Raw genomic sequence first — 16,988 nt, 5'->3', positions numbered from 1 at the left:
TCTTTTCTCTTGGCATTACTTTTAACCGCCTGTTCCAGTACCCCAACGCTGTACCACACCCTGGCGGCTGATACCGGCAATGCTGAAGCCGCCGCTGCCGTTTCCCAGCGCATCAAAAGCCTGGGCGTGGGGCCCGTCAAATTGCCGACCCTGCTGGATCGTGAAGGTATGGTCATCCGCCAGGACGCCACCACGGTGGAGGTTTCTGATACCCATCTGTGGGGCGGGCAACTGGAGGACGAATTTCTCAGCGCCCTTTCCCAGCAATTGCAGTGGCGTTTGCCTGCCACTCAAGTGCAAACCATTCCCTGGGAGGCCAGCCAGACCCCCCAGTATCAGGTAGTGGTGAAACTCGACCAGTTTGACGGCACGCCCGGCAGCAAGGCGGTGTTGCGTGGTTTGTGGCAGCTGGAGGCTGGCAGTGACGGTAAAATCCTCGTCACTGAACCAGTGGCGCTGGAACGCAAAACCACCCAGGCGGGCGTGGAAGGTGTCGTCAAGGCGCAAAGTACCTTGGTGGCTGATCTCGCCAACCAGATGGTTCGGGCGCTGGCGGCGCGTTAGTCCTGCTTCGCAAAGCTGAGGAAGAAGGTAACTGGTACGGCATTGCTGATGCTGGCAACCGCGCCGATTTCCCGCAGGGTGGTGAGGCCGCCCGCCAGATCAAATTCTGCTGCGTCCAGTATGACGGGGGCGACGCTGGCAACCTGCACGGTATTACCCACTTCGGTAATGGCGACCACCGCCGGGATTTCCTTTTTCACCCCATGCAAATCCAGTATCACCTTGACGGTCTGGATGCCGGGTTTGAGGCCGGTTTGGGTCAGGTCAACGCTGACAGTGGCGGTGGCGAATTTACTGGTTTCAAACAGGTGGTCGCGCATCCGGGTGTTGCGTATGTCGATATTGGTTTCGAGGCTGGCGAGATCGATGGTCAGGGAACCCTGACCCGCTTCGGTGATAAGGCCGGAAAGGTTTTTGAAAGTGTGGGTTTCCGCCACGTTTTCCTTTTTGATCGAAACGAAATACAGGGCGGATTTGTCGTTGTCCAGTACCCAGTCAGCAGCCACCGCTTGTGAAAGCAAGAGCAAAGGCAGCAGGATTTGGGCGGCAAGCTTCAAACGTTGTTTCATGTGCGTATCTTCCTTTTTCTGTTGGGTGGATCTGATTATTGCCTAAATTCCGAGGCTGAGCATCGCTTTCAACCCGTCCACATCAACCAGCTCAATCTTGTGGTCATGGACAGAAATCAAGCCTTGCTCAATCAGGTTTTTCAGGATGCGTGACAGGGTTTCAGGCCGGACGGACAGGCGTGAGGCAATCACATGTTTCGGCACATCCAGCGAAATGATGTTGCAATAGTTGGGGTGCTGGTGGGTTTCCAACAGGAAATACACCAACCGGAAAGTGGCATTATGTAGGGTCAGGCGGTCAACCTCGTCCAGTAGCCACTGGATACGCTTGCTTAGCAGGCTCATGACACTGAAACACAAGGATGGGGATTCCCCCAGGAATGCCTTGAACTGGTCAGCGTTGATGCCAATGACTTCCGCCTGTTTCAGGGCTGCTGCATTCATGTGGCACACATTGCCCTCGGTAAACAGCATGGCTTCGGCAAAGTTTTGGCCGGGGGAGACAATATTGATAATTTTTTCATGTCCATCGGCTGTCAGGTGGAACAGTTTGATGCAGCCGGAAATACAAACGAAAACTTCCTGTAATGGCTGATCCTGCCGGAACAGCATTTCACCTTCCGCGAGCTGGTGCATTTTGGCCTGCTGGATCAGGGTATCGAATTGCTGGAGGGAAAATGCCTGTAATAACGGGGATTTCCGTAAAAGTTGGATAACACGGTTTTTTAATTTGACGGGAGCATCTGCTGATTGGGATGCCATTCTTGTTCCTCCTCTCCTAAAGCAGTTTCAGTGTAGACCACATCAGTCGGGTAGTAAAAGCTTCCATGTTTTTGATGTTTATCAAAATCCTGCTTGGAAAAATTCAGGAGTGTTATCCACTTGACATTCATCAAGGCGTAAACAGCTGGTAAAAAGGTAATTTCGCTTTGGTTGCATGGAAAAGCTAACGAATCTAAGTTATTGAAAATGAGAGAGGAAATATTAGATGTCAAAGATTAAAATCGCACTGTTGGTAGCAGGTTTTGCCTTGTCCGGCGTGGCTGTCGCGGACTGGTCTGATGGCTTTGATAATGGTAGTGGCCTCGGTCAGGGGTATGGTTCCGGCCAAGGCTCTACTAGTGGTTATGGCCAAGGCTACGGTACTGGTGCGGGCGACCTGAGTGGTTGGGGGCGTGGCAAGGGCGATGCTGATGGCGAAGTCGATTTCACCATTACCTTCAAGGGCAAAGGCAAGACCGACATGAATTCAGATGTCTACGGCAGTGGCCGTGGCGATACCGCTGCCAACCTCTACGGGTATGGCGATGGTTACGGTAGTGGCTACAACAACCTGTATGGCTACGGTAATTCCTACAAGAATAACCCGTGGGGTTATGGCAACCCATGGGGGGGTTACGGTATGCAGCAAATGGCGGCACCTCAAATGCCGTCAGTGCAAGGGCAAGCCCCGATGATGCCGGGATATGGCTACACAATGCCTGCCCCCGGTTATGAACAGATGCAGCAACAAATGGCCGCCCAGCTTGCTCAGGCAAATGCATTCTTCAAAATGATGGAGGAGCGGCGTAAAGCAATGGCAGCGCCAGCCGCCGTAACGCCTGCTGAAAAACCCGCTGAAGCAGCAACACCTGCTACCGCCGCAAGTACCACGACTACCCCTCCAGTAGCGCCTGCACAATAACTATTTGGGCGCAACCCAGAGGGTCACGTTAGTAGCCCCCAACTTACACAGTTGGAGACATATACAACCCATCACAATAAAATTCCGGGGCGTAAAAGGGCACGTCCACAATTGATTGCAAGTATGTAAGTCCCATACCAAAGGCAAAGGAGGAAATTGCCCATGAGAGTGTCAAACATGTTGGCTGGTTTTGTGCTGGGAGCTGTGGCTGTCGGCGTGGCGGGATGGTTAATGATGCCAAGCCTGATGTTGAAGGAACACCCAAGCCCATTTGGGGTGGAAGAAACTGTCGAAAAGATCAGCCAGAATGCGCTTGCCGAAGGCTGGGTCGTGTCGAGTGTTTCCCCCTTAAACGACTCGGTGAAAAAACACGGTGGTGGTGATTTGCCCCCTGTGCGCCTTGTAAACCTTTGCCAACCCCATCATGCCTTCAAAATCCTGCATCCGGATGACAGCAAGATTGTGTCAGTCATGATGCCTTGTACCATCAGCGTCTACCAGAAAAATGACGGTAAAACCTATATTGGCACTATGAATGCCGGTTTGTTGGGGAAAATGTTTGGCGGGGTTGTCGCTGAGGTCATGGGTGGGCCGGTGGCTACGGAGCAGCAAAAGTTTATCGCTTTCGCTAACCAGTAGGCATGATACATCCGGCAAATGGTGGGTGGAGGGAAAGTACCTTACCGTTTGTCGGATAACCCCCTATAAGTTTGTGACAATTTGGTTTAGGGGTAACCCTAGTTGATGTAAGTCAAATATCAAGACAAGTTTACACGGTAACATTACAATTGTTCCGATAGATAAAGAAAATTTTAACTTAAGCATTTTTACCACATAGGGAGTATGAGCATGGCGATTGGCAAAGCAGTACAGCGTGGCACATTGATTTATATCTACGATCAGGAGGGCACGGCGATAACATCCATTTCTGCCCCCAGTCGCTGGCCAACAGATGGGTTGAAGGCATATACGCCGAACAATATCAGCGTTCAAAAAGGTTCATTGCTCTACAGCTATGACAAGAATGGGCGGCAAACCGGCATTAGCCACGTTCCCACCGCCTAGACCATAATCATTTGTAGCATGAACGCAGGGCATGGCGGTTACACCCCGCCGCTATGCACCACCTCATAATAAACCTTCTCCAACTCATTCTTGTGCTTGGTTTCCTCGTTGGCGAGGTAAAGGAACAGGTCGTGGATTGGCCCCGGCTGCGTGCTCTGCGCCAGTGAATGGTACTGTTCCATCGCCGCATGTTCCCGCATCAGCGCGTATTGCAATACGGCTTGATCATCCGGGTTTTCTCCCAAATCGGGCGTCTGGATGCAGTCGGAAAACTTGTGGTCACTGGCCGGACGTTCGATCTCGGCTTTCAGTTCCTCATCAATATCATCGCGGACTGCCAGTCCGGTAAACAGGTCGTAGTGACGCTGTTCTTCTTCCGCCAGTTCCTGCACCAGCCAACGGATATTTTTGCGCACTTTGGGGGTGAGGGCAGTGTAGAAATCCCGCGCGGTACGTTCAAATTCGGTGGCGACTCCCAGAATTTCCTGCAGGGTGGTTTTGCTTTTCAGGCGTTCGATATTGGCTTCGCTGCTCATGCACTGGCCTCCTGTTGTGCAAATACGCTGTTGATGCTGTTGGCGACACGGTGTCCGTCGGCGACGGCGTTGATCACATCTGGGCCTTTCACGCAATCGCCTGCTGACCACAGCCAGTTTTCGGAAGTGCGTCCGTTAGGGTCGATTTGGATGCGGCCACGGTTCCATTCCAGCCGTTCGGTGAGGGCGTCGCCAAGGATGCTGACATCCGCCATTTGGCCGATGGCTTCGACCACCATTTCGCCTTCATGGATTTGTTCGTCGGACTCGTCGTATTTTGGGGCGAAGCGGCGTTCTTCGTCGAAAATTGACAGCACTTTCCAGGTTTTCAGGCCGACCAGATTACCTTTGTCGTCAAACACACATTCGCGCGGGCCACGGCTGTCGAGGATGTTGATGTATTCCTCGAACGATTCCTTCACTTCCACCGGGTCAGCCAGGAAATGGTCGAGGTCTTCCAGCGCGGTCAGGGTGATGTTGACCTTGCCGTATTGCTGCGTTTGCAGGCGAGCCATGCTGCGGGCAATGTCCATTGCCACGTTACCGCCGCCGATCACGACCATGGATTTGGGTACGTCGATCTGTTCACCGTTGGTAATCTGGCGCAGCAAATCAACTGCCTTGCGTACCTGCGGGTGGTCGGAACCGGGGATACGGGTGGAACGCCCCTGATGCAGGCCAATCGCCAGCACTACGGCGTCGTAGTCTGCCTCCAGTTGCTGCATGGAAATATCCACGCCGACGCGGTGGTTGTACTTGATGTCAACGCCCATTGCGGTGATCACGGCGATGTCCCGATCCAGTGCGTCGTAAGGCAGGCGGTATTCGGGGATGCCATAGCGGGTCATGCCGCCGCCTGCTGCCTGTGCTTCAAATACCGTGACGGAATGTCCCATGCGGGCAAGATCGAACGCAACCGTCAGACCAGCCGGGCCGGCACCAATAATGGCAGCGCTTTTGCCGGTTGGCGCAGCCGGTTTGCCAATCAGCTCCAGCACCCGTTCCTGCGGAACCTGATCAATGATGTGGCGCTTGAGCCAGCGGATGGCAATCGGGTCGCCTTCGTGCCGTGCCGCGCAGGAATCTTCGCAACGGTGGGTACAAACCCGTCCACATACCTGCGAAAACGGGTTGGTTTCATACAGCAATTGCACGCCAAGATCGTAATCGCCGTCGCGCACCGCCTTGATATATTGCGGAATCGACATGTGGGCAGGGCAGGTGGCAATACACAGCCCGCAGGATACGCAGCGGTCAGCTTCCAGTTGTGCCTGCGCAATGTCGTAACCCTTGACCATTTCGACGAAGGAATCCATCCGTGCTGAGGGTTTTAGCTCCGGCATTTCCACCCGTTCACCGGGGGACAGATGGCGCTCTTCGTGGCGCTTGTAACCCAGTTCGGCATTGTCCCAGTGCTTCTTGTCCACGCCGGGCATGTACAGGTATTTGTCCGGGTCGCTTTCGATCCATTTGTATTCGTTGGACATGGTGAGTGAGCCGGTCATGCACACATCCACGCATAGTGCACACCAACAGCAGCGCCCGTAGTCGATGCGCGGACGCAGGCCGGAATCGCCCTGCACAGCTGGAATACCGTCCACCGGCAGCATGTCAATCGCACCATTCTGGCAGATGGTTTCGCACGTCCCGCAGCCGATACATTTTTCCAGATCGTTCTTGTGAAAGCCGCGATAGCGGGCGGAACCGGGGCGGTCATTGAGCGGGTCTTTGATCGTCACCGGTTCGCGGAACAGGTTTTTCCACGCAGTAAATGGGGAAAGCACGTCACGGATACTCATCGTTCAATCTCCGGTGGATAGGTGTGCAGCGACACCAGCAGGGCGGCAACATCGGCAATGTTGGCGTTGACCACCATGCGTTCAAACAGGGCGATGGAATGGGTGTAGGATGGCCCGCGCACATTCACCCGACGTGGGTAGCCGCTGCCATCGGTGACGAGGTAATAGCCGTATTCGCCGCGCGAACATTCGCCCCGCACATAGGTTTCACCACGCGGAATTTTCCAGTGCAGCACGTTGGGCAGTGCCGCCATCACTTCGCCTTCCTTAGGCATTTTCGCCAGAATCTGCCGGATCAGGTCGATAGAAAGCTGCGCATCGCGGCGGCGCACATCGGCGCGGGTGTAAATGTCGGAATCATTGCCGGTGGCAATCTCGAAATCAAGTTCGGGGTAGACCAGGTATGGCTGATCCTTGCGTACATCCTTGGCGACTCCGGCGGCGCGGGCGTTGGGGCCGGTGATGCCGTAACTGTCCACCCAACCGGTTTCGATTACGCCAACGCCAACGGTACGTTTCTTGAACACGGCATTGTGGAACATGACGCGCTCGACATCGGCCAGGGTGCTTTCCATTTCCTGCAAGGTTTCTTCCATGCGTTTGGCGAAACCTTCCGGCAGCCGGTCGCGCACCCCGCCGGGGAGGATGAACATGTGGTAGATGCGCGCGCCGGTCAGTTCCTCGAAACGGTCGAGCATCAGGTCGCGCACGTAGGTTGTCCATTGGCCGATTACGCCGAGGCCGAGTGCGCCTGCCTGCCCGCCGAGGTACATCATGTAGCTGTTGACGCGCCCCATTTCCAAGATCAGGGTGCGAATCCAGTGCGCCATTTCCGGTACTTCCAACCCGGCCAGTTCCTCGACGGCGGCAGCGTAGCAGTATTCGTTGAAATCCGGTTCCGGTACGCAGATACGGCAGACGATGGGGAAGCACTGCATGAAGGTGCGGCGTTCCATCAGCTTTTCAAAGCCGCGATGCAGGTAGCCGACATGGGTCTTGCCTTCCACCACTTCGTCGCCGCACACGGTCAGCTCGATTGCCATATTGCCGGTAATACCGGGGTGTTGCGGGCCTTGCCACAGCTTCAGGTATTTGCCGGAACTGAGGTCAATGTCCAGTGTGCCGTCAGGCTTGGTTTGTGGGTACTGGCTGCGGTCTAGCTCAAACATTGCCTTTGTCCCCGTATAGCTGCTGTTTCATGTGCGTTGCCGGGTCGCGGGTTTCACGTCCAGGGCGGTCACGGAAGGCTTGCCGGGCGTATTCCAGCGTGTCGAAATCACGGCGGTAGGGCGGAATGTCGTTCCAGCCTTCCAGAATGAATTCTTCGGTAAGGCGCGGGCTGCCGGGGAAGTCGATGCCGAACATTTCGTGCAGTTCGCGCTGGTAAGTGGCGGCAGCAGGCCAGAGGTCGTGGATGCTTTCCATCTGCGGCTGGTCGCGGGGGATCATCACCCGCAAGCCGACATCTTTGCATTGGGCGCGGTTGTTCAGAAGGTAAGTAAGCTGGAATTGCCCAGCCTCGATCCAGTCAACCGCAGTCAGCAATACCAGATGGCTGAAACCTTCATGGTCGCGCAGGTAACGCAGTAACGGGTACAAGCGCACGGCTTCCACCGTAATGAAAGCCAGATTACCACGCTGCACCGTCAGTTCGCCGAGCGGGAAGCGTTGTTTCAATGTGTCGTAAAGTGCCTGCATACCCATCACCAGTTGTAGTCCGGCATATCCCAGTCGTGGATGACGCTTTTCTGGTTTGCCTTGTACCACTCAAAGTTCTCGGCATATTTGTTTGCGCCTTCCGCCTTGCCTGCGCGGATGATTTTTTTCAGTTCTTCAAACCCGGCGAGTAAAGCTTCCGGGCGCGGCATACAGCCTGCGATGTACACATCCACCGGCAGGTAATCGTCCAGCCGCTTGATGGTGTTGTAGGAATCCCAGTACATGCCGCCGTTGATGGTGCAGGAACCCAGTCCCACCACGTATTTCGGCCCCTGCATCTGCTCGTAGGAGCGGATCACACGCTTCAGCGTTTTGGTGGACAGATAGCCGGAAATCACGAACAAATTGGACTGACGCGGGGTAGGTCGCCACTGGATGCCGAAACGGTAAGCATCGAAACGCGGTGTCATCAGTGGGCGCATTTCGATCGCCCCGCAGCCGGTGCCGAAGCCCAGAATCCACAGCGATTCGGAACGCGCCCAGTTGAACAGCTTCTCGATAATCGCAGTGTAAGCCGGTGGCTGTACGGTCGGCCCTTCCTGGCAGTAATAATCCAGCAGCGGCTCAACCTCGATCTCCTGACCATCCGGCGTTTTAACGACGCGCTTGAGTAATTCTTCTTTCATAGTCTTACACCAATACCACGGCGATAATGCCCAACGGCACGCCCCAGATTAAAAACCAGCGGATCGACTGCTCTACCCGGAAACGTGGGAACACCACGCCGACGAACGCCGACCACATATACAGCAGGAATACCTTGAGGAAAAACACTGGCCAACTGGCCGCACCACCAAAGAACAGGCTGGTATACACCGCCATCTTGGCCACCGGGAACAGCGCCCGATTGGTCTGCATCAGCGCCAGAAACGAAGAATGGTATTCAGTCGGCGGGCCGATCGGGATTTCCTGCGGCGCCAGCACTACGTCAAACGGCGGGCGCATCATCGAGCCGAGGAACGACAACATCGCCGCCGCCACCGCGAACGGGTTGGTAAACACCGTCCAGTTGAGCACGCCGCCCTGTTGCGCCGCCACGATGTCGGTGATGGAAAGCGTCTGGTATTGCAGTGCCACCGAATACACCGCCAGCGCAAACGGCAGTTCCGCCGCCGTCATCTGCGACAGGCCACGGGTAATGCCGATGGCGGAATAGGGGTGGCCGCTTTCCGCCGCACCCAGCGCCATGCCCAGCGTGCCGAAGAACACGAAGTACAGCGCCAGAATCAGGTCGCCGCTAAATGAGAAATTGCTGAACATATCTGAGCCGTAAATGATCGGCACAAACATCAGCAGCCCGATCCCACCCGACAGCCGGAACACCGGCCCCAGATAAAACATCACCCCATGCGTAATGGAGGTGCGCAGAGCATAGTTCTTGATCATGTCGACATAGTTCTGCCACACCGGAATGCCATGCCGCCGCCCGACCCGTGCCGCAATTTTCTGGATCGTCGCATTCATCAAAAAGCCGAAGTTGAAGACGATAAAAATCGTCAGCAAGGCATACGGGATACGCATCCAGTTGAATTCCAGGATTGCCTGCATCATGGCTTACCCCCTATCCACAGCACGTAGACAATGATCACAAAGCCCAACAAATGAATCGCGTAAGTCTGGCCATTGCCGGTGTAGAAACGCCGCAGGATGTCCGCCGCCGAGTGCAGCAGTTCCGTCACGGTTGCCCAGAACCGCTCGACCAGCGGCTCAGTCAGGAAACCCAGCGCCTTGCGGTACGGCGCAAAGAAATTCCACGCAACATGGGTGGTTTCCGGGCGGTATGGTCGTTCACCCGCGAAGACGATATTGAACTGTTTCACCTTCTGCGCCTTGCGGTTGACGAACAGCAGCCACAGGAACAGCGTCATGAAAATCACCCCGATCACGATCATGATCGACACCGGACTCCAGTAGCCGTAGTCGCTGGTAATCGTCAATCCTTCCCAGTTCAGATGCCCATTTCCGGCAAAGAACTGCGACATGTAGGCATCCACCTTGCGCAGTGCCAGACCCGGCACCAGAGCAAAGATTATCAGGAACACCACAAAAATCATCTGTGGCAATACAATCCAGAACGGCGCTTCCTTGATCTTGCGCATCTCATCCTTCAACTGGCCGAGGAAAATGGTGTGGATCAGCCGGAACAGGTACAGGAACGCAATCGGCCCGGCGAGGAAAATAATCACCAGTGGCAAACGGTATTCCGCCGTCATGATGGCGTTGTAGAAAATCCAGCGCCCGCCGAAACCGGACAGCGGTGGCACGCCCGACATCGCAATAATGCCAATCATCACCGCGATGAAGGACAGCGGCATCAGCGTAATCAGCCCACCCATGCGGTACATCAGGCGCGTGCCGGTGCGTTTGGCAATCCCGCCCACAGACAGAAACAGCATGGATTTGTAAATGTAGTGGTTGATGACGAACATCAGCGCCATCAGCCAGCCCAGATGGTTCATCAGCGCCAGACCGAACACCGCATAGCCCATTTGTCCGATGGAGGAATAGGCCAGCAGGCGTTTGGCGTCTTCCTGGAATATCGCCATCAGGTTGCCAATCAATGCCGACAGTGCGCCAATCCACAGCATCACATGGGTCAGTTCCACCCCGTAAAGCTGCTGCTTGCCCATGGTAATCAGTAGCATGAACAGGCCGAACAAACCCGCTTTCAGCAGGATGCCGGATACCATCGGCGACACATCGGTTTCCGCCTCGGCATGAGCGCCGGGCAGCCAGATATGCACACCGACCGCCGCTGTCTTGGTCATGAAACCAATCGCCAGCATGGCAAATACCCACGGTGCATACGGAGCCGCCACGTTCGCCAACGCTGTTAGCTGGAATTCAGGAGCACCCTGAGCCGCAAGCGCAAACCCGGCCAGAATAAGGAACGCCCCACCCAGTGAAAACACCAGGTACGACAGCGCATGAGGTTCGGAATACTTGCCGCGCAAGATCAGGAAGTAGGAACCCACCGTCAGCAATTCCCACGCAGCAAAGAAGTCAAAGGAAGTCTGCGCGTTGATCAGCATCGCCAAGCCAGCAAACATCAACATCGCTGCCGGATAGAAGCCAATCCGCCGTTTCTGCGTCTGGAAACTCGCCAACAGGATCAGCGCCCCACCCGGCAGCATCACCGCCGCAAAGATCAGCTTCAGCGGGTCGTAAGCCGGGTAGTTGAGGTAAAACCAGTATAGCAGCCCGCCGATTGCCAGCACGTTCTTGATTTTCGCAGGCAGCCAGTCCAGCGGCAGGAACGCCAGCGCAAACAGCAGCGGGATCGCGTGCAACAGATTACTGTGGCCGGATAAATATCCCCACAAGTAGGCTAGCAGCCACGCCACAATCACCGCGCTGAACGCCACATCGGCTTTGATGGATTGCCACGTCAGGCCATCCTCGGCAGCTTCGCGTTTGATCACGTAGCCAAACCAGCGGAACAGGTAAGCCGCTTCCACCAGCGCCCCGAACAGGATCAGGCCGAGCACCCACAGCCGTCCGTCCGCCGCCAGATAATGCGCCAGATCCCATTTCGCATAGAAACCGGGGAAGGGCGGCAATCCCACCAGCAGCGCAAGGAAGGTTGCAAACGCAAACACCAATACCGGCTGGCTGCGCAGTGCCGCCCAGTCGGTCAGTTCCCGTTTCGCCACCAACCCGGACAGCCAGAACAACCCGGCCTTGGAAACCGCATGTGCCAGCAAAATACCGCCGACAATGTAGTAGTAAGCTTCACCCAGAATATCGCGCTGACCCACCACGGTCAGGATCAGGCCAATTTGCGCCACTGAAGAATACCCCAGCAGACGTTTGTCGTTGTTCTGCACCAGCGCAAAAATGTTCGCTGCGATAAAGGTGATCAGGCCGATGGCGGTAGCCGCAGGCAGCCAGGCTTCACCACCAATCTGCATCAGCTTGTCCGCCGCATAGATGGTCGCCCCGCCGGTCGCGGTTGAGAAAATCGCCGAAAATGCCGGGTGCGCCGATTCGTAAATATCCAGCGCCCAGCCATTCGCCGGGAACGGTTTCAACTCAGCCAGCACCGCAATGAACAGCAGGAAAAACGCCATCATGCCGCCTTGCAGCAAATTGATTTGCGCCGTCGCCATGTCGTCGATATTCAGCGAGCCGGTCACGTGATACAGGAAGATAATCCCCACCAGCATCAGGATGGACACCAATTGAGACACAATCAGGTATTTCAGCCCAGCGCCCAGCGCCCGCCGGTCAACTGACAGCAGCACCAGACCACCGGTGGCAATCACCGTCAGTTCCATGAATACAAACAGGTTGAATACGTCGCGGGTAAAAATGACTCCGCACAGCGCCATGATGAAAATCAGCAGCACCGCCATCGCCTTGCGGCCTTCCCTGAGCAGGTTGTTTTGCATATAAAGCGAGGAATGCAGCCCGATCAGACTGGTTAGCAGAGCCAGTGCTGCTTCTGCCAGTCCGACCCGGAAGTTGATTGCAAACGGTGGCTGGGTTCCAGCAGTGAAAATTTCCACGCTGGCCATGTCTTGTACAGCGAATGCATACAACCAGCTTCCGGCAATCCAGGCCATGCCCGCGAGGGTCGCCACAGTGATGGCATAAGCCAGCTTGCGCCATTGGTTCGGCAACAAACCGAGCAGGAACGCACCGCCCAGCCCGGCAGCAATGATGTAGATCGGGCTTACCATTTCAGATCCCTGCATTTGGAGATGTCGAGCGTGCCTTTTTCTTCATGCAGCTTGTAGGCATAAGTCAGCATCATGGCGGTAACGCCCAGGCCGATGACAATCGCGGTCAGCACCAACGCTTGCGGAACCGGGTCGATGATACGGGCAACCGCTTCGGCAGCTGGCACAGCTTCGGTCAGGATCGGTGCGGTGCGCCCGTGCATGTAGCCCACCGCCACCAGCACCAGGTTCACCCCGGTATTGGCGACCGTAAACGACACGATGATGCGCAGGATGTTACGGTTGGTCAGTGCGCCATACAGCCCCATCAAAATCAGGACGAAGCCGGTGGTCATTGCAATCCAGTCCATTATGATTTCTCCGTTTCTGCCAGGTTGGACAGCATTGAGGTGAATTCCGCGCCCACTTTCAGGCCGACGAAACTGTAGATCAGCGGGATAGCCCCGGCAGAGAACAACGTGCCGAATTCGCCGGTCGGCAGGATACGGTTATCCAGAAACCCACCCGCCAGCAGTAGCCCCAGTGCGCCAATGCCGACAAATATCAGCCCGGAAATGGATTCCACCAGTGAGATCAGGCCGTGGCTGAAACGCTTGAGCGGGTCAGTCAGCAGCAGCAACAGTGCCGCCGATGCCAAAATTGCCCCGCCCTGAAAGCCGCCCCCCGGCGTCAGATGGCCGTTCACGAATACGTAAGCGCCGAACAACAAAATCAGTGGCACCAGCAAACGGCTGCCGGTCGTCAGCAGTTCGCCGGAGGGTGGCAGCTTGCGTTGCAGCGCCCGCTGCCGCTTTTCGCCTTGCGCCAAAACCATGCCGATAATGGTGGAGGCCAGAAACAAAACGGTGACCTCCCCGAGCGTATCCAGACCCCGGTAGGTGACGATAATCGCAGTGACGATATTGGCAGCACCCAAATCCTGCGCGGTATGTTCTGCGTAATAACGGGCGGTTTGGTTAAGTTCAGTGGCCGGAACATAGCCATCCAGCAGATGCAGGAAAATGACCCCCAGCCCCAGCAGTAACAGGATAACGGCAAAATTCCTAATCATCGCTGCCTCCCCGTACCCGCCCGAGTACAAAGAAGAATAGGAAGGTGGTCAGGCCGCTGCCGATGGCGGCTTCGGTCATCGCCACATCAGGAGCAGCCAGGAACAGGAACATGACCGAGGCAAACAAGCTCACCAACCCCGCCGCCAGCATGGCAATCGCTACCCGTTTGGCACGGATTGTTACCCACGCCGCGCCGATCATCGCTATCATCAACAGCGCGGCAATGCCAAATAAAACTGTATTCATGCTTCGCCCTCCCGGTCTTCGGCCAAACGGTCAACCTTGGTTAACGGGGATTTCGCCGCGCCATGCCGGTGGGCAGTTCTGGCTAGCACCTGCGCGGAAACCGGGTTGGTAAAGATCAGGAACACGCCGATCAGCAGCAATTTCCATCCCCATGCCGGTTGTAAACAGGCCGCACCAGCCAGTGTTAGCAACGTGCCCAGCGTGGTGGTTTTCGCCCCGGCTTGAATACGGTTGTAAATATCCGGCATCCGCACCAGCCCCAGCCCTCCGAACAGCAGGAAGGCTGCGCCACCCACCAGCAGCACGCCGCCGATCATGTCGAGTATGAAACCCATCAGAAACGCCCCTCCAGATAACGGGCAACGGAGATCACCCCAAGGAACGATAGCAGTGCGTACACCAGAGCTGCATCCAGATACACGCCCCGGCCTTCCAGTAATGCCGCCAGCACAATGAAGGTGATGGCAATGACGGTCAACACATCAAACGCCACTACCCGATCCAGCCGTGACGGGCCGGTAATAAAACGTATCAAAGCCAGCAGGAACGCAGCGCCAGCCAAACCGGCGGCTAGCATGATCAGCACATCAACCATACATCACCTCAAGATAAGACTCGAACCCGCTGACAATGCACGCGGTGGCTTCCTCAATATCGTCAGCTTCCATACGCACCCAGTGTACGTACAGCCATTCGCCATCCAGTTCCACGCTCAGCGTACCCGGCGTCAGGGTGATGGAATTGGCCAGCATCAGGCGACCCATGCGGGTTTTCAGTTTGGTTCGCACCTTGACGATGGCCGGTTTGACCGGAAGGGAAGGTGACAGCACGATGGCCGCCAGCTTGACGTTGGACTTGAACAGTTCCTTGAAGAAATAGGCGTAGTAGCAGAAACCCGCAACGATAGCCTCGGGCGTAAAGTGAAATTCCGTGAAGAAAGACAGGCCATTCCGGTACAGCAGCGCGATAGCGAGGGAAATGATACTACCGACGATGAGGATGTCTGCATCCAGCCTGCTGCTCAGCATCAGCCAGAACAGCATCAGCGTCGCAAACAGAATGGCGACATTTCTACCCTCGCTTATAACCTTGCTCATCATTATATGCTCCTTTGCGCCAGTGCCAAGGCGACTCCTTCAGGCTGGCAGGAATTAACTTTATTAGGTTGGGGGGATTGTATGCCTTGACTCACCTCAATTGAACTTCTGATAAAAGTTATTAAGCCTTTCTTGACAAAAGGCCGTGTTTTCACCTGATTCTCTTCTGTTGCAGCACCACATCCGCTACAATCGCCCGATTCAGTAAAAGCTGGCAGAAGAGTGTTGCCCATGTGGCAGCCGCCGAAGGCGCAATTCCGCCCGGAAACGCTCAGGCAAAAGGACTGGCAGTGCTATATCTGACTCTGGAGAGCAGCGCGGATGCGCTCACCGAAGGGTAGTAACCGGCAGTAAAAACACGTGCCGGGAATCTCTCAGGTAACAGGACAGAGGGGCGGCAGATCAAGCGGTCTGCCGTCCTTTTTTTATGTCTGAACCGGGAAGAACACAATGCAACGTACTGCCTTTTACCACAAGCACCTTGAATCCGGCGCGAAAATGGTCGATTTCGCGGGTTGGGAAATGCCCATCCACTACGGCTCACAAATGCAGGAACACCATCAGGTGCGCAATGACGCGGGCATGTTCGATGTGTCACACATGGTCATTCTTGATCTGGAGGGCGCTGGCTCCAAAGCCTTCCTGCAACACCTGCTGGCCAACAACGTCGACAAGCTGAAAGAATCCGGCAAAGCGCTGTATAGCTGCATGTTGACGCCGGAAGGCACAGTCATCGACGACCTGATTGTGTATTTCATCACCGATACCCAATGGCGCATCGTGGTCAATGCCGGTACGCGCGAAAAAGACATCGCCTGGATGCAACAGCAAATTGCCGCATTCGACGCCAAATTGACCGAGCGCGACGACCTTTCCATGATCGCAGTGCAAGGCCCCAATGCCCGCGCCAAGGTCATGGGCATCATGCCCGCCAGCGAAGTCGCCATTGTTGAGCCGCTGAAAGCCTTCTATGGTGCGTTCGTCAACAACTGGTTCATTGCCCGTACTGGCTACACTGGCGAAGACGGCTTTGAAATGATGTTCCCTTCACAACAGGCCGAAAAAGTGTGGGATGCATTACTGGCTGCCGACATCAAGCCCATTGGCCTTGGCGCACGCGATACCCTGCGTCTGGAAGCCGGTATGAACCTGTATGGCATTGACATGGATGAAACCACTTCCCCCCTCGTTTCCGGCCTTGGCTGGACGATTGCGTGGCAACCCGAAGACCGCGACTTTATGGGTCGTGGCGCGCTGGAAGCCCAGAGGGCTGCCGGAATTACGCAAAAATTTGTTGGGTTGGTGCTGGAGGGCAAGGGCGTTTTACGCAGCCACATGAAAGTTATCTGTAAGAGTGGCGAAGGCGAAACCACCAGTGGCACATTTTCGCCTACACTCGGCGTAGCGATTGCGCTGGCGCGGGTTCCGGCGGATTGCGGCGATACTTGCGAGGTCGATATTCGCGGTAAACTGCATCCGGCCAAGGTGGTGAAACCGGTCTTCGCACGTAATGGCAAATCTGTTTTGTAATCAAGTTTTTTTGGAGTGACCCTCATGAGCAATATCCCTTCTGACCTGAAATACACAAAATCCCACGAATGGGTGCGTGACAATGGCGACGGTACGGTCACCGTCGGCATTACTGACCACGCCCAGGAGCTGCTGGGCGATCTGGTTCACGTTGACCTGCCGGAAGTCGGTGCGGAATACGGCGCAGAAGATGGCTGTGCGGTGGCTGAATCCGTAAAAGCTGCTTCCGACATTTACGCACCAGTACCGGGCGTTATTACCGAAATCAACGAAGCGGTGCTAGATTCTCCCGAACTGATCAACTCCGACCCCTATGGTGACGGCTGGTTGTTCACCATGCGTGTGGAAGACGAAGATGCGCTGGGTGAGCTGATGGATGCCGAAGCCTACACGACGGAAGCGGAAGAGTAATCCGTAGGGGCAGACCCCCGTGTCTGCCCATGTC

21 protein-coding genes and 1 riboswitch are annotated in these 16,988 nt (G+C 55.7%); of the genes, 6 read left to right on the top strand and 15 right to left on the bottom strand.

The window, feature by feature from the left end; genetic code table 11:
- Nucleotides 1–9 precede the first annotated feature (9 nt).
- Nucleotides 10–564 carry a PqiC family protein gene (locus THINI_RS02910; RefSeq protein WP_040839030.1) on the top strand — a complete coding sequence of 185 codons (555 nt, stop codon included), beginning with the start codon at nucleotides 10–12 and terminating at the stop codon, nucleotides 562–564.
- Here THINI_RS02910 and THINI_RS02905 read toward each other — a convergent pair.
- Nucleotides 561–1,133, bottom strand: a complete 573-nt coding sequence (locus tag THINI_RS02905; RefSeq protein ID WP_002707165.1) for a YceI family protein — start codon at nucleotides 1,131–1,133, stop codon at nucleotides 561–563. The genes THINI_RS02910 and THINI_RS02905 overlap by 4 nt on opposite strands.
- A 42-nt stretch (nucleotides 1,134–1,175) precedes the next feature.
- A complete protein-coding gene (locus THINI_RS02900; protein ID WP_002707164.1) occupies nucleotides 1,176–1,895 on the bottom strand; it encodes a Crp/Fnr family transcriptional regulator in 720 nt (239 codons plus the stop codon).
- Between the two features lie 226 nt (nucleotides 1,896–2,121).
- Here THINI_RS02900 and THINI_RS23090 point away from each other — a divergent pair, with 226 nt between their 5' ends.
- The 3 genes from THINI_RS23090 (at nucleotide 2,122) to THINI_RS02885 (ending at nucleotide 3,882) form a co-directional block, all read left to right on the top strand.
- On the top strand, nucleotides 2,122–2,817 hold the full coding sequence (locus THINI_RS23090; protein WP_050987988.1) for a hypothetical protein: 696 nt from the start codon (nucleotides 2,122–2,124) through the stop codon (nucleotides 2,815–2,817).
- A gap of 162 nt (nucleotides 2,818–2,979) precedes the next feature.
- Nucleotides 2,980–3,456: a DUF302 domain-containing protein gene (locus THINI_RS02890; protein WP_002707163.1), complete on the top strand. Its 477-nt coding sequence runs from the start codon at nucleotides 2,980–2,982 to the stop codon at nucleotides 3,454–3,456.
- Nucleotides 3,457–3,666: 210 nt separating this feature from the next.
- Nucleotides 3,667–3,882 (top strand): hypothetical protein, encoded by a 216-nt coding sequence (locus THINI_RS02885; protein WP_002707162.1) that lies wholly within the window; start codon nucleotides 3,667–3,669, stop codon nucleotides 3,880–3,882.
- 38 nt (nucleotides 3,883–3,920) lie between these two features.
- On the opposite strand, the gene THINI_RS02880 is transcribed toward THINI_RS02885, so the two are convergent.
- Genes THINI_RS02880 through THINI_RS02820 form a run of 13 tightly spaced genes read right to left on the bottom strand, consistent with a single transcriptional unit; the run spans nucleotide 3,921 to nucleotide 15,016 of the window.
- Nucleotides 3,921–4,418 carry a ferritin family protein gene (locus tag THINI_RS02880; RefSeq protein ID WP_002707161.1) on the bottom strand — a complete coding sequence of 166 codons (498 nt, stop codon included), beginning with the start codon at nucleotides 4,416–4,418 and terminating at the stop codon, nucleotides 3,921–3,923.
- Nucleotides 4,415–6,217, bottom strand: coding sequence for an FAD-dependent oxidoreductase (locus THINI_RS02875; protein ID WP_002707160.1), 1,803 nt, complete (start codon nucleotides 6,215–6,217; stop codon nucleotides 4,415–4,417). Before THINI_RS02875 ends, THINI_RS02880 begins: the two co-directional genes overlap by 4 nt.
- Nucleotides 6,214–7,386 carry an NADH-quinone oxidoreductase subunit D-related protein gene (locus THINI_RS02870; RefSeq protein WP_002707159.1) on the bottom strand — a complete coding sequence of 391 codons (1,173 nt, stop codon included), beginning with the start codon at nucleotides 7,384–7,386 and terminating at the stop codon, nucleotides 6,214–6,216. Before THINI_RS02870 ends, THINI_RS02875 begins: the two co-directional genes overlap by 4 nt.
- Entirely contained in the window at nucleotides 7,379–7,915 is a 537-nt protein-coding gene (locus tag THINI_RS02865) for an NADH-quinone oxidoreductase subunit C (protein ID WP_211206957.1), read from the bottom strand. Before THINI_RS02865 ends, THINI_RS02870 begins: the two co-directional genes overlap by 8 nt.
- Nucleotides 7,916–7,920: 5 nt before the next feature.
- Nucleotides 7,921–8,562, bottom strand: coding sequence for a NuoB/complex I 20 kDa subunit family protein (locus THINI_RS02860; RefSeq protein WP_002707157.1), 642 nt, complete (start codon nucleotides 8,560–8,562; stop codon nucleotides 7,921–7,923).
- A 4-nt stretch (nucleotides 8,563–8,566) separates the two neighbouring features.
- Nucleotides 8,567–9,487, bottom strand: a complete 921-nt coding sequence (locus tag THINI_RS02855; RefSeq protein ID WP_002707156.1) for a respiratory chain complex I subunit 1 family protein — start codon at nucleotides 9,485–9,487, stop codon at nucleotides 8,567–8,569.
- Nucleotides 9,484–12,618: a proton-conducting transporter transmembrane domain-containing protein gene (locus tag THINI_RS02850; RefSeq protein ID WP_002707155.1), complete on the bottom strand. Its 3,135-nt coding sequence runs from the start codon at nucleotides 12,616–12,618 to the stop codon at nucleotides 9,484–9,486. The genes THINI_RS02855 and THINI_RS02850 overlap by 4 nt, the downstream gene beginning before the upstream one ends.
- Entirely contained in the window at nucleotides 12,612–12,968 is a 357-nt protein-coding gene (locus tag THINI_RS02845) for a sodium:proton antiporter (RefSeq protein WP_002707154.1), read from the bottom strand. The genes THINI_RS02850 and THINI_RS02845 overlap by 7 nt, the downstream gene beginning before the upstream one ends.
- The gene (mbhE, locus tag THINI_RS02840; protein WP_002707153.1) at nucleotides 12,968–13,669 is read right to left on the bottom strand and encodes a hydrogen gas-evolving membrane-bound hydrogenase subunit E; all 702 of its coding nucleotides are present in this window, start codon (nucleotides 13,667–13,669) and stop codon (nucleotides 12,968–12,970) included. Before mbhE ends, THINI_RS02845 begins: the two co-directional genes overlap by 1 nt.
- Nucleotides 13,662–13,916, bottom strand: coding sequence for a hydrogenase subunit MbhD domain-containing protein (locus THINI_RS02835; RefSeq protein ID WP_002707152.1), 255 nt, complete (start codon nucleotides 13,914–13,916; stop codon nucleotides 13,662–13,664). The genes mbhE and THINI_RS02835 overlap by 8 nt, the downstream gene beginning before the upstream one ends.
- Nucleotides 13,913–14,251 carry a monovalent cation/H(+) antiporter subunit G gene (gene mnhG / locus THINI_RS02830; RefSeq protein ID WP_002707151.1) on the bottom strand — a complete coding sequence of 113 codons (339 nt, stop codon included), beginning with the start codon at nucleotides 14,249–14,251 and terminating at the stop codon, nucleotides 13,913–13,915. The genes THINI_RS02835 and mnhG overlap by 4 nt, the downstream gene beginning before the upstream one ends.
- On the bottom strand, nucleotides 14,251–14,511 hold the full coding sequence (locus THINI_RS02825) for an MrpF/PhaF family protein (protein WP_002707150.1): 261 nt from the start codon (nucleotides 14,509–14,511) through the stop codon (nucleotides 14,251–14,253). Before THINI_RS02825 ends, mnhG begins: the two co-directional genes overlap by 1 nt.
- Nucleotides 14,504–15,016, bottom strand: coding sequence for a Na+/H+ antiporter subunit E (locus tag THINI_RS02820; RefSeq protein ID WP_002707149.1), 513 nt, complete (start codon nucleotides 15,014–15,016; stop codon nucleotides 14,504–14,506). The genes THINI_RS02825 and THINI_RS02820 overlap by 8 nt, the downstream gene beginning before the upstream one ends.
- A gap of 202 nt (nucleotides 15,017–15,218) precedes the next feature.
- Nucleotides 15,219–15,310, top strand: a riboswitch (glycine riboswitch).
- A 153-nt stretch (nucleotides 15,311–15,463) separates the two neighbouring features.
- On the opposite strand from THINI_RS02820, the gene gcvT reads away from it, so the two are divergent.
- Nucleotides 15,464–16,543 carry a glycine cleavage system aminomethyltransferase GcvT gene (gcvT, locus tag THINI_RS02815; protein ID WP_002707148.1) on the top strand — a complete coding sequence of 360 codons (1,080 nt, stop codon included), beginning with the start codon at nucleotides 15,464–15,466 and terminating at the stop codon, nucleotides 16,541–16,543.
- A 24-nt stretch (nucleotides 16,544–16,567) separates the two neighbouring features.
- On the top strand, nucleotides 16,568–16,954 hold the full coding sequence (gene gcvH, locus THINI_RS02810) for a glycine cleavage system protein GcvH (RefSeq protein WP_002707147.1): 387 nt from the start codon (nucleotides 16,568–16,570) through the stop codon (nucleotides 16,952–16,954).
- Nucleotides 16,955–16,988 lie beyond the last annotated feature (34 nt).

The sequence above is a fragment of the Thiothrix nivea DSM 5205 genome, assembly GCF_000260135.1.
Lineage (GTDB): Bacteria > Pseudomonadota > Gammaproteobacteria > Thiotrichales > Thiotrichaceae > Thiothrix > Thiothrix nivea.
This window is presented reverse-complemented; position numbering and strand designations above follow the sequence as displayed.

Coding starts and splice junctions, on each gene's coding strand:
- THINI_RS02905 (WP_002707165.1), bottom strand. CDS start 1,133: ATGAAACAACGTTTGAAGCTTGCCGCCCAAATCCTGCTGCCTTTGCTC.
- THINI_RS02900 (WP_002707164.1), bottom strand. CDS start 1,895: ATGGCATCCCAATCAGCAGATGCTCCCGTCAAATTAAAAAACCGTGTT.
- THINI_RS23090 (WP_050987988.1), top strand. CDS start 2,122: ATGTCAAAGATTAAAATCGCACTGTTGGTAGCAGGTTTTGCCTTGTCC.
- THINI_RS02890 (WP_002707163.1), top strand. CDS start 2,980: ATGAGAGTGTCAAACATGTTGGCTGGTTTTGTGCTGGGAGCTGTGGCT.
- THINI_RS02885 (WP_002707162.1), top strand. CDS start 3,667: ATGGCGATTGGCAAAGCAGTACAGCGTGGCACATTGATTTATATCTAC.
- THINI_RS02880 (WP_002707161.1), bottom strand. CDS start 4,418: ATGAGCAGCGAAGCCAATATCGAACGCCTGAAAAGCAAAACCACCCTG.
- THINI_RS02875 (WP_002707160.1), bottom strand. CDS start 6,217: ATGAGTATCCGTGACGTGCTTTCCCCATTTACTGCGTGGAAAAACCTG.
- THINI_RS02870 (WP_002707159.1), bottom strand. CDS start 7,386: ATGTTTGAGCTAGACCGCAGCCAGTACCCACAAACCAAGCCTGACGGC.
- THINI_RS02865 (WP_211206957.1), bottom strand. CDS start 7,915: ATGCAGGCACTTTACGACACATTGAAACAACGCTTCCCGCTCGGCGAA.
- THINI_RS02860 (WP_002707157.1), bottom strand. CDS start 8,562: ATGAAAGAAGAATTACTCAAGCGCGTCGTTAAAACGCCGGATGGTCAG.
- THINI_RS02855 (WP_002707156.1), bottom strand. CDS start 9,487: ATGATGCAGGCAATCCTGGAATTCAACTGGATGCGTATCCCGTATGCC.
- THINI_RS02850 (WP_002707155.1), bottom strand. CDS start 12,618: ATGGTAAGCCCGATCTACATCATTGCTGCCGGGCTGGGCGGTGCGTTC.
- THINI_RS02845 (WP_002707154.1), bottom strand. CDS start 12,968: ATGGACTGGATTGCAATGACCACCGGCTTCGTCCTGATTTTGATGGGG.
- mbhE (WP_002707153.1), bottom strand. CDS start 13,669: ATGATTAGGAATTTTGCCGTTATCCTGTTACTGCTGGGGCTGGGGGTC.
- THINI_RS02835 (WP_002707152.1), bottom strand. CDS start 13,916: ATGAATACAGTTTTATTTGGCATTGCCGCGCTGTTGATGATAGCGATG.
- mnhG (WP_002707151.1), bottom strand. CDS start 14,251: ATGGGTTTCATACTCGACATGATCGGCGGCGTGCTGCTGGTGGGTGGC.
- THINI_RS02825 (WP_002707150.1), bottom strand. CDS start 14,511: ATGGTTGATGTGCTGATCATGCTAGCCGCCGGTTTGGCTGGCGCTGCG.
- THINI_RS02820 (WP_002707149.1), bottom strand. CDS start 15,016: ATGATGAGCAAGGTTATAAGCGAGGGTAGAAATGTCGCCATTCTGTTT.
- gcvT (WP_002707148.1), top strand. CDS start 15,464: ATGCAACGTACTGCCTTTTACCACAAGCACCTTGAATCCGGCGCGAAA.
- gcvH (WP_002707147.1), top strand. CDS start 16,568: ATGAGCAATATCCCTTCTGACCTGAAATACACAAAATCCCACGAATGG.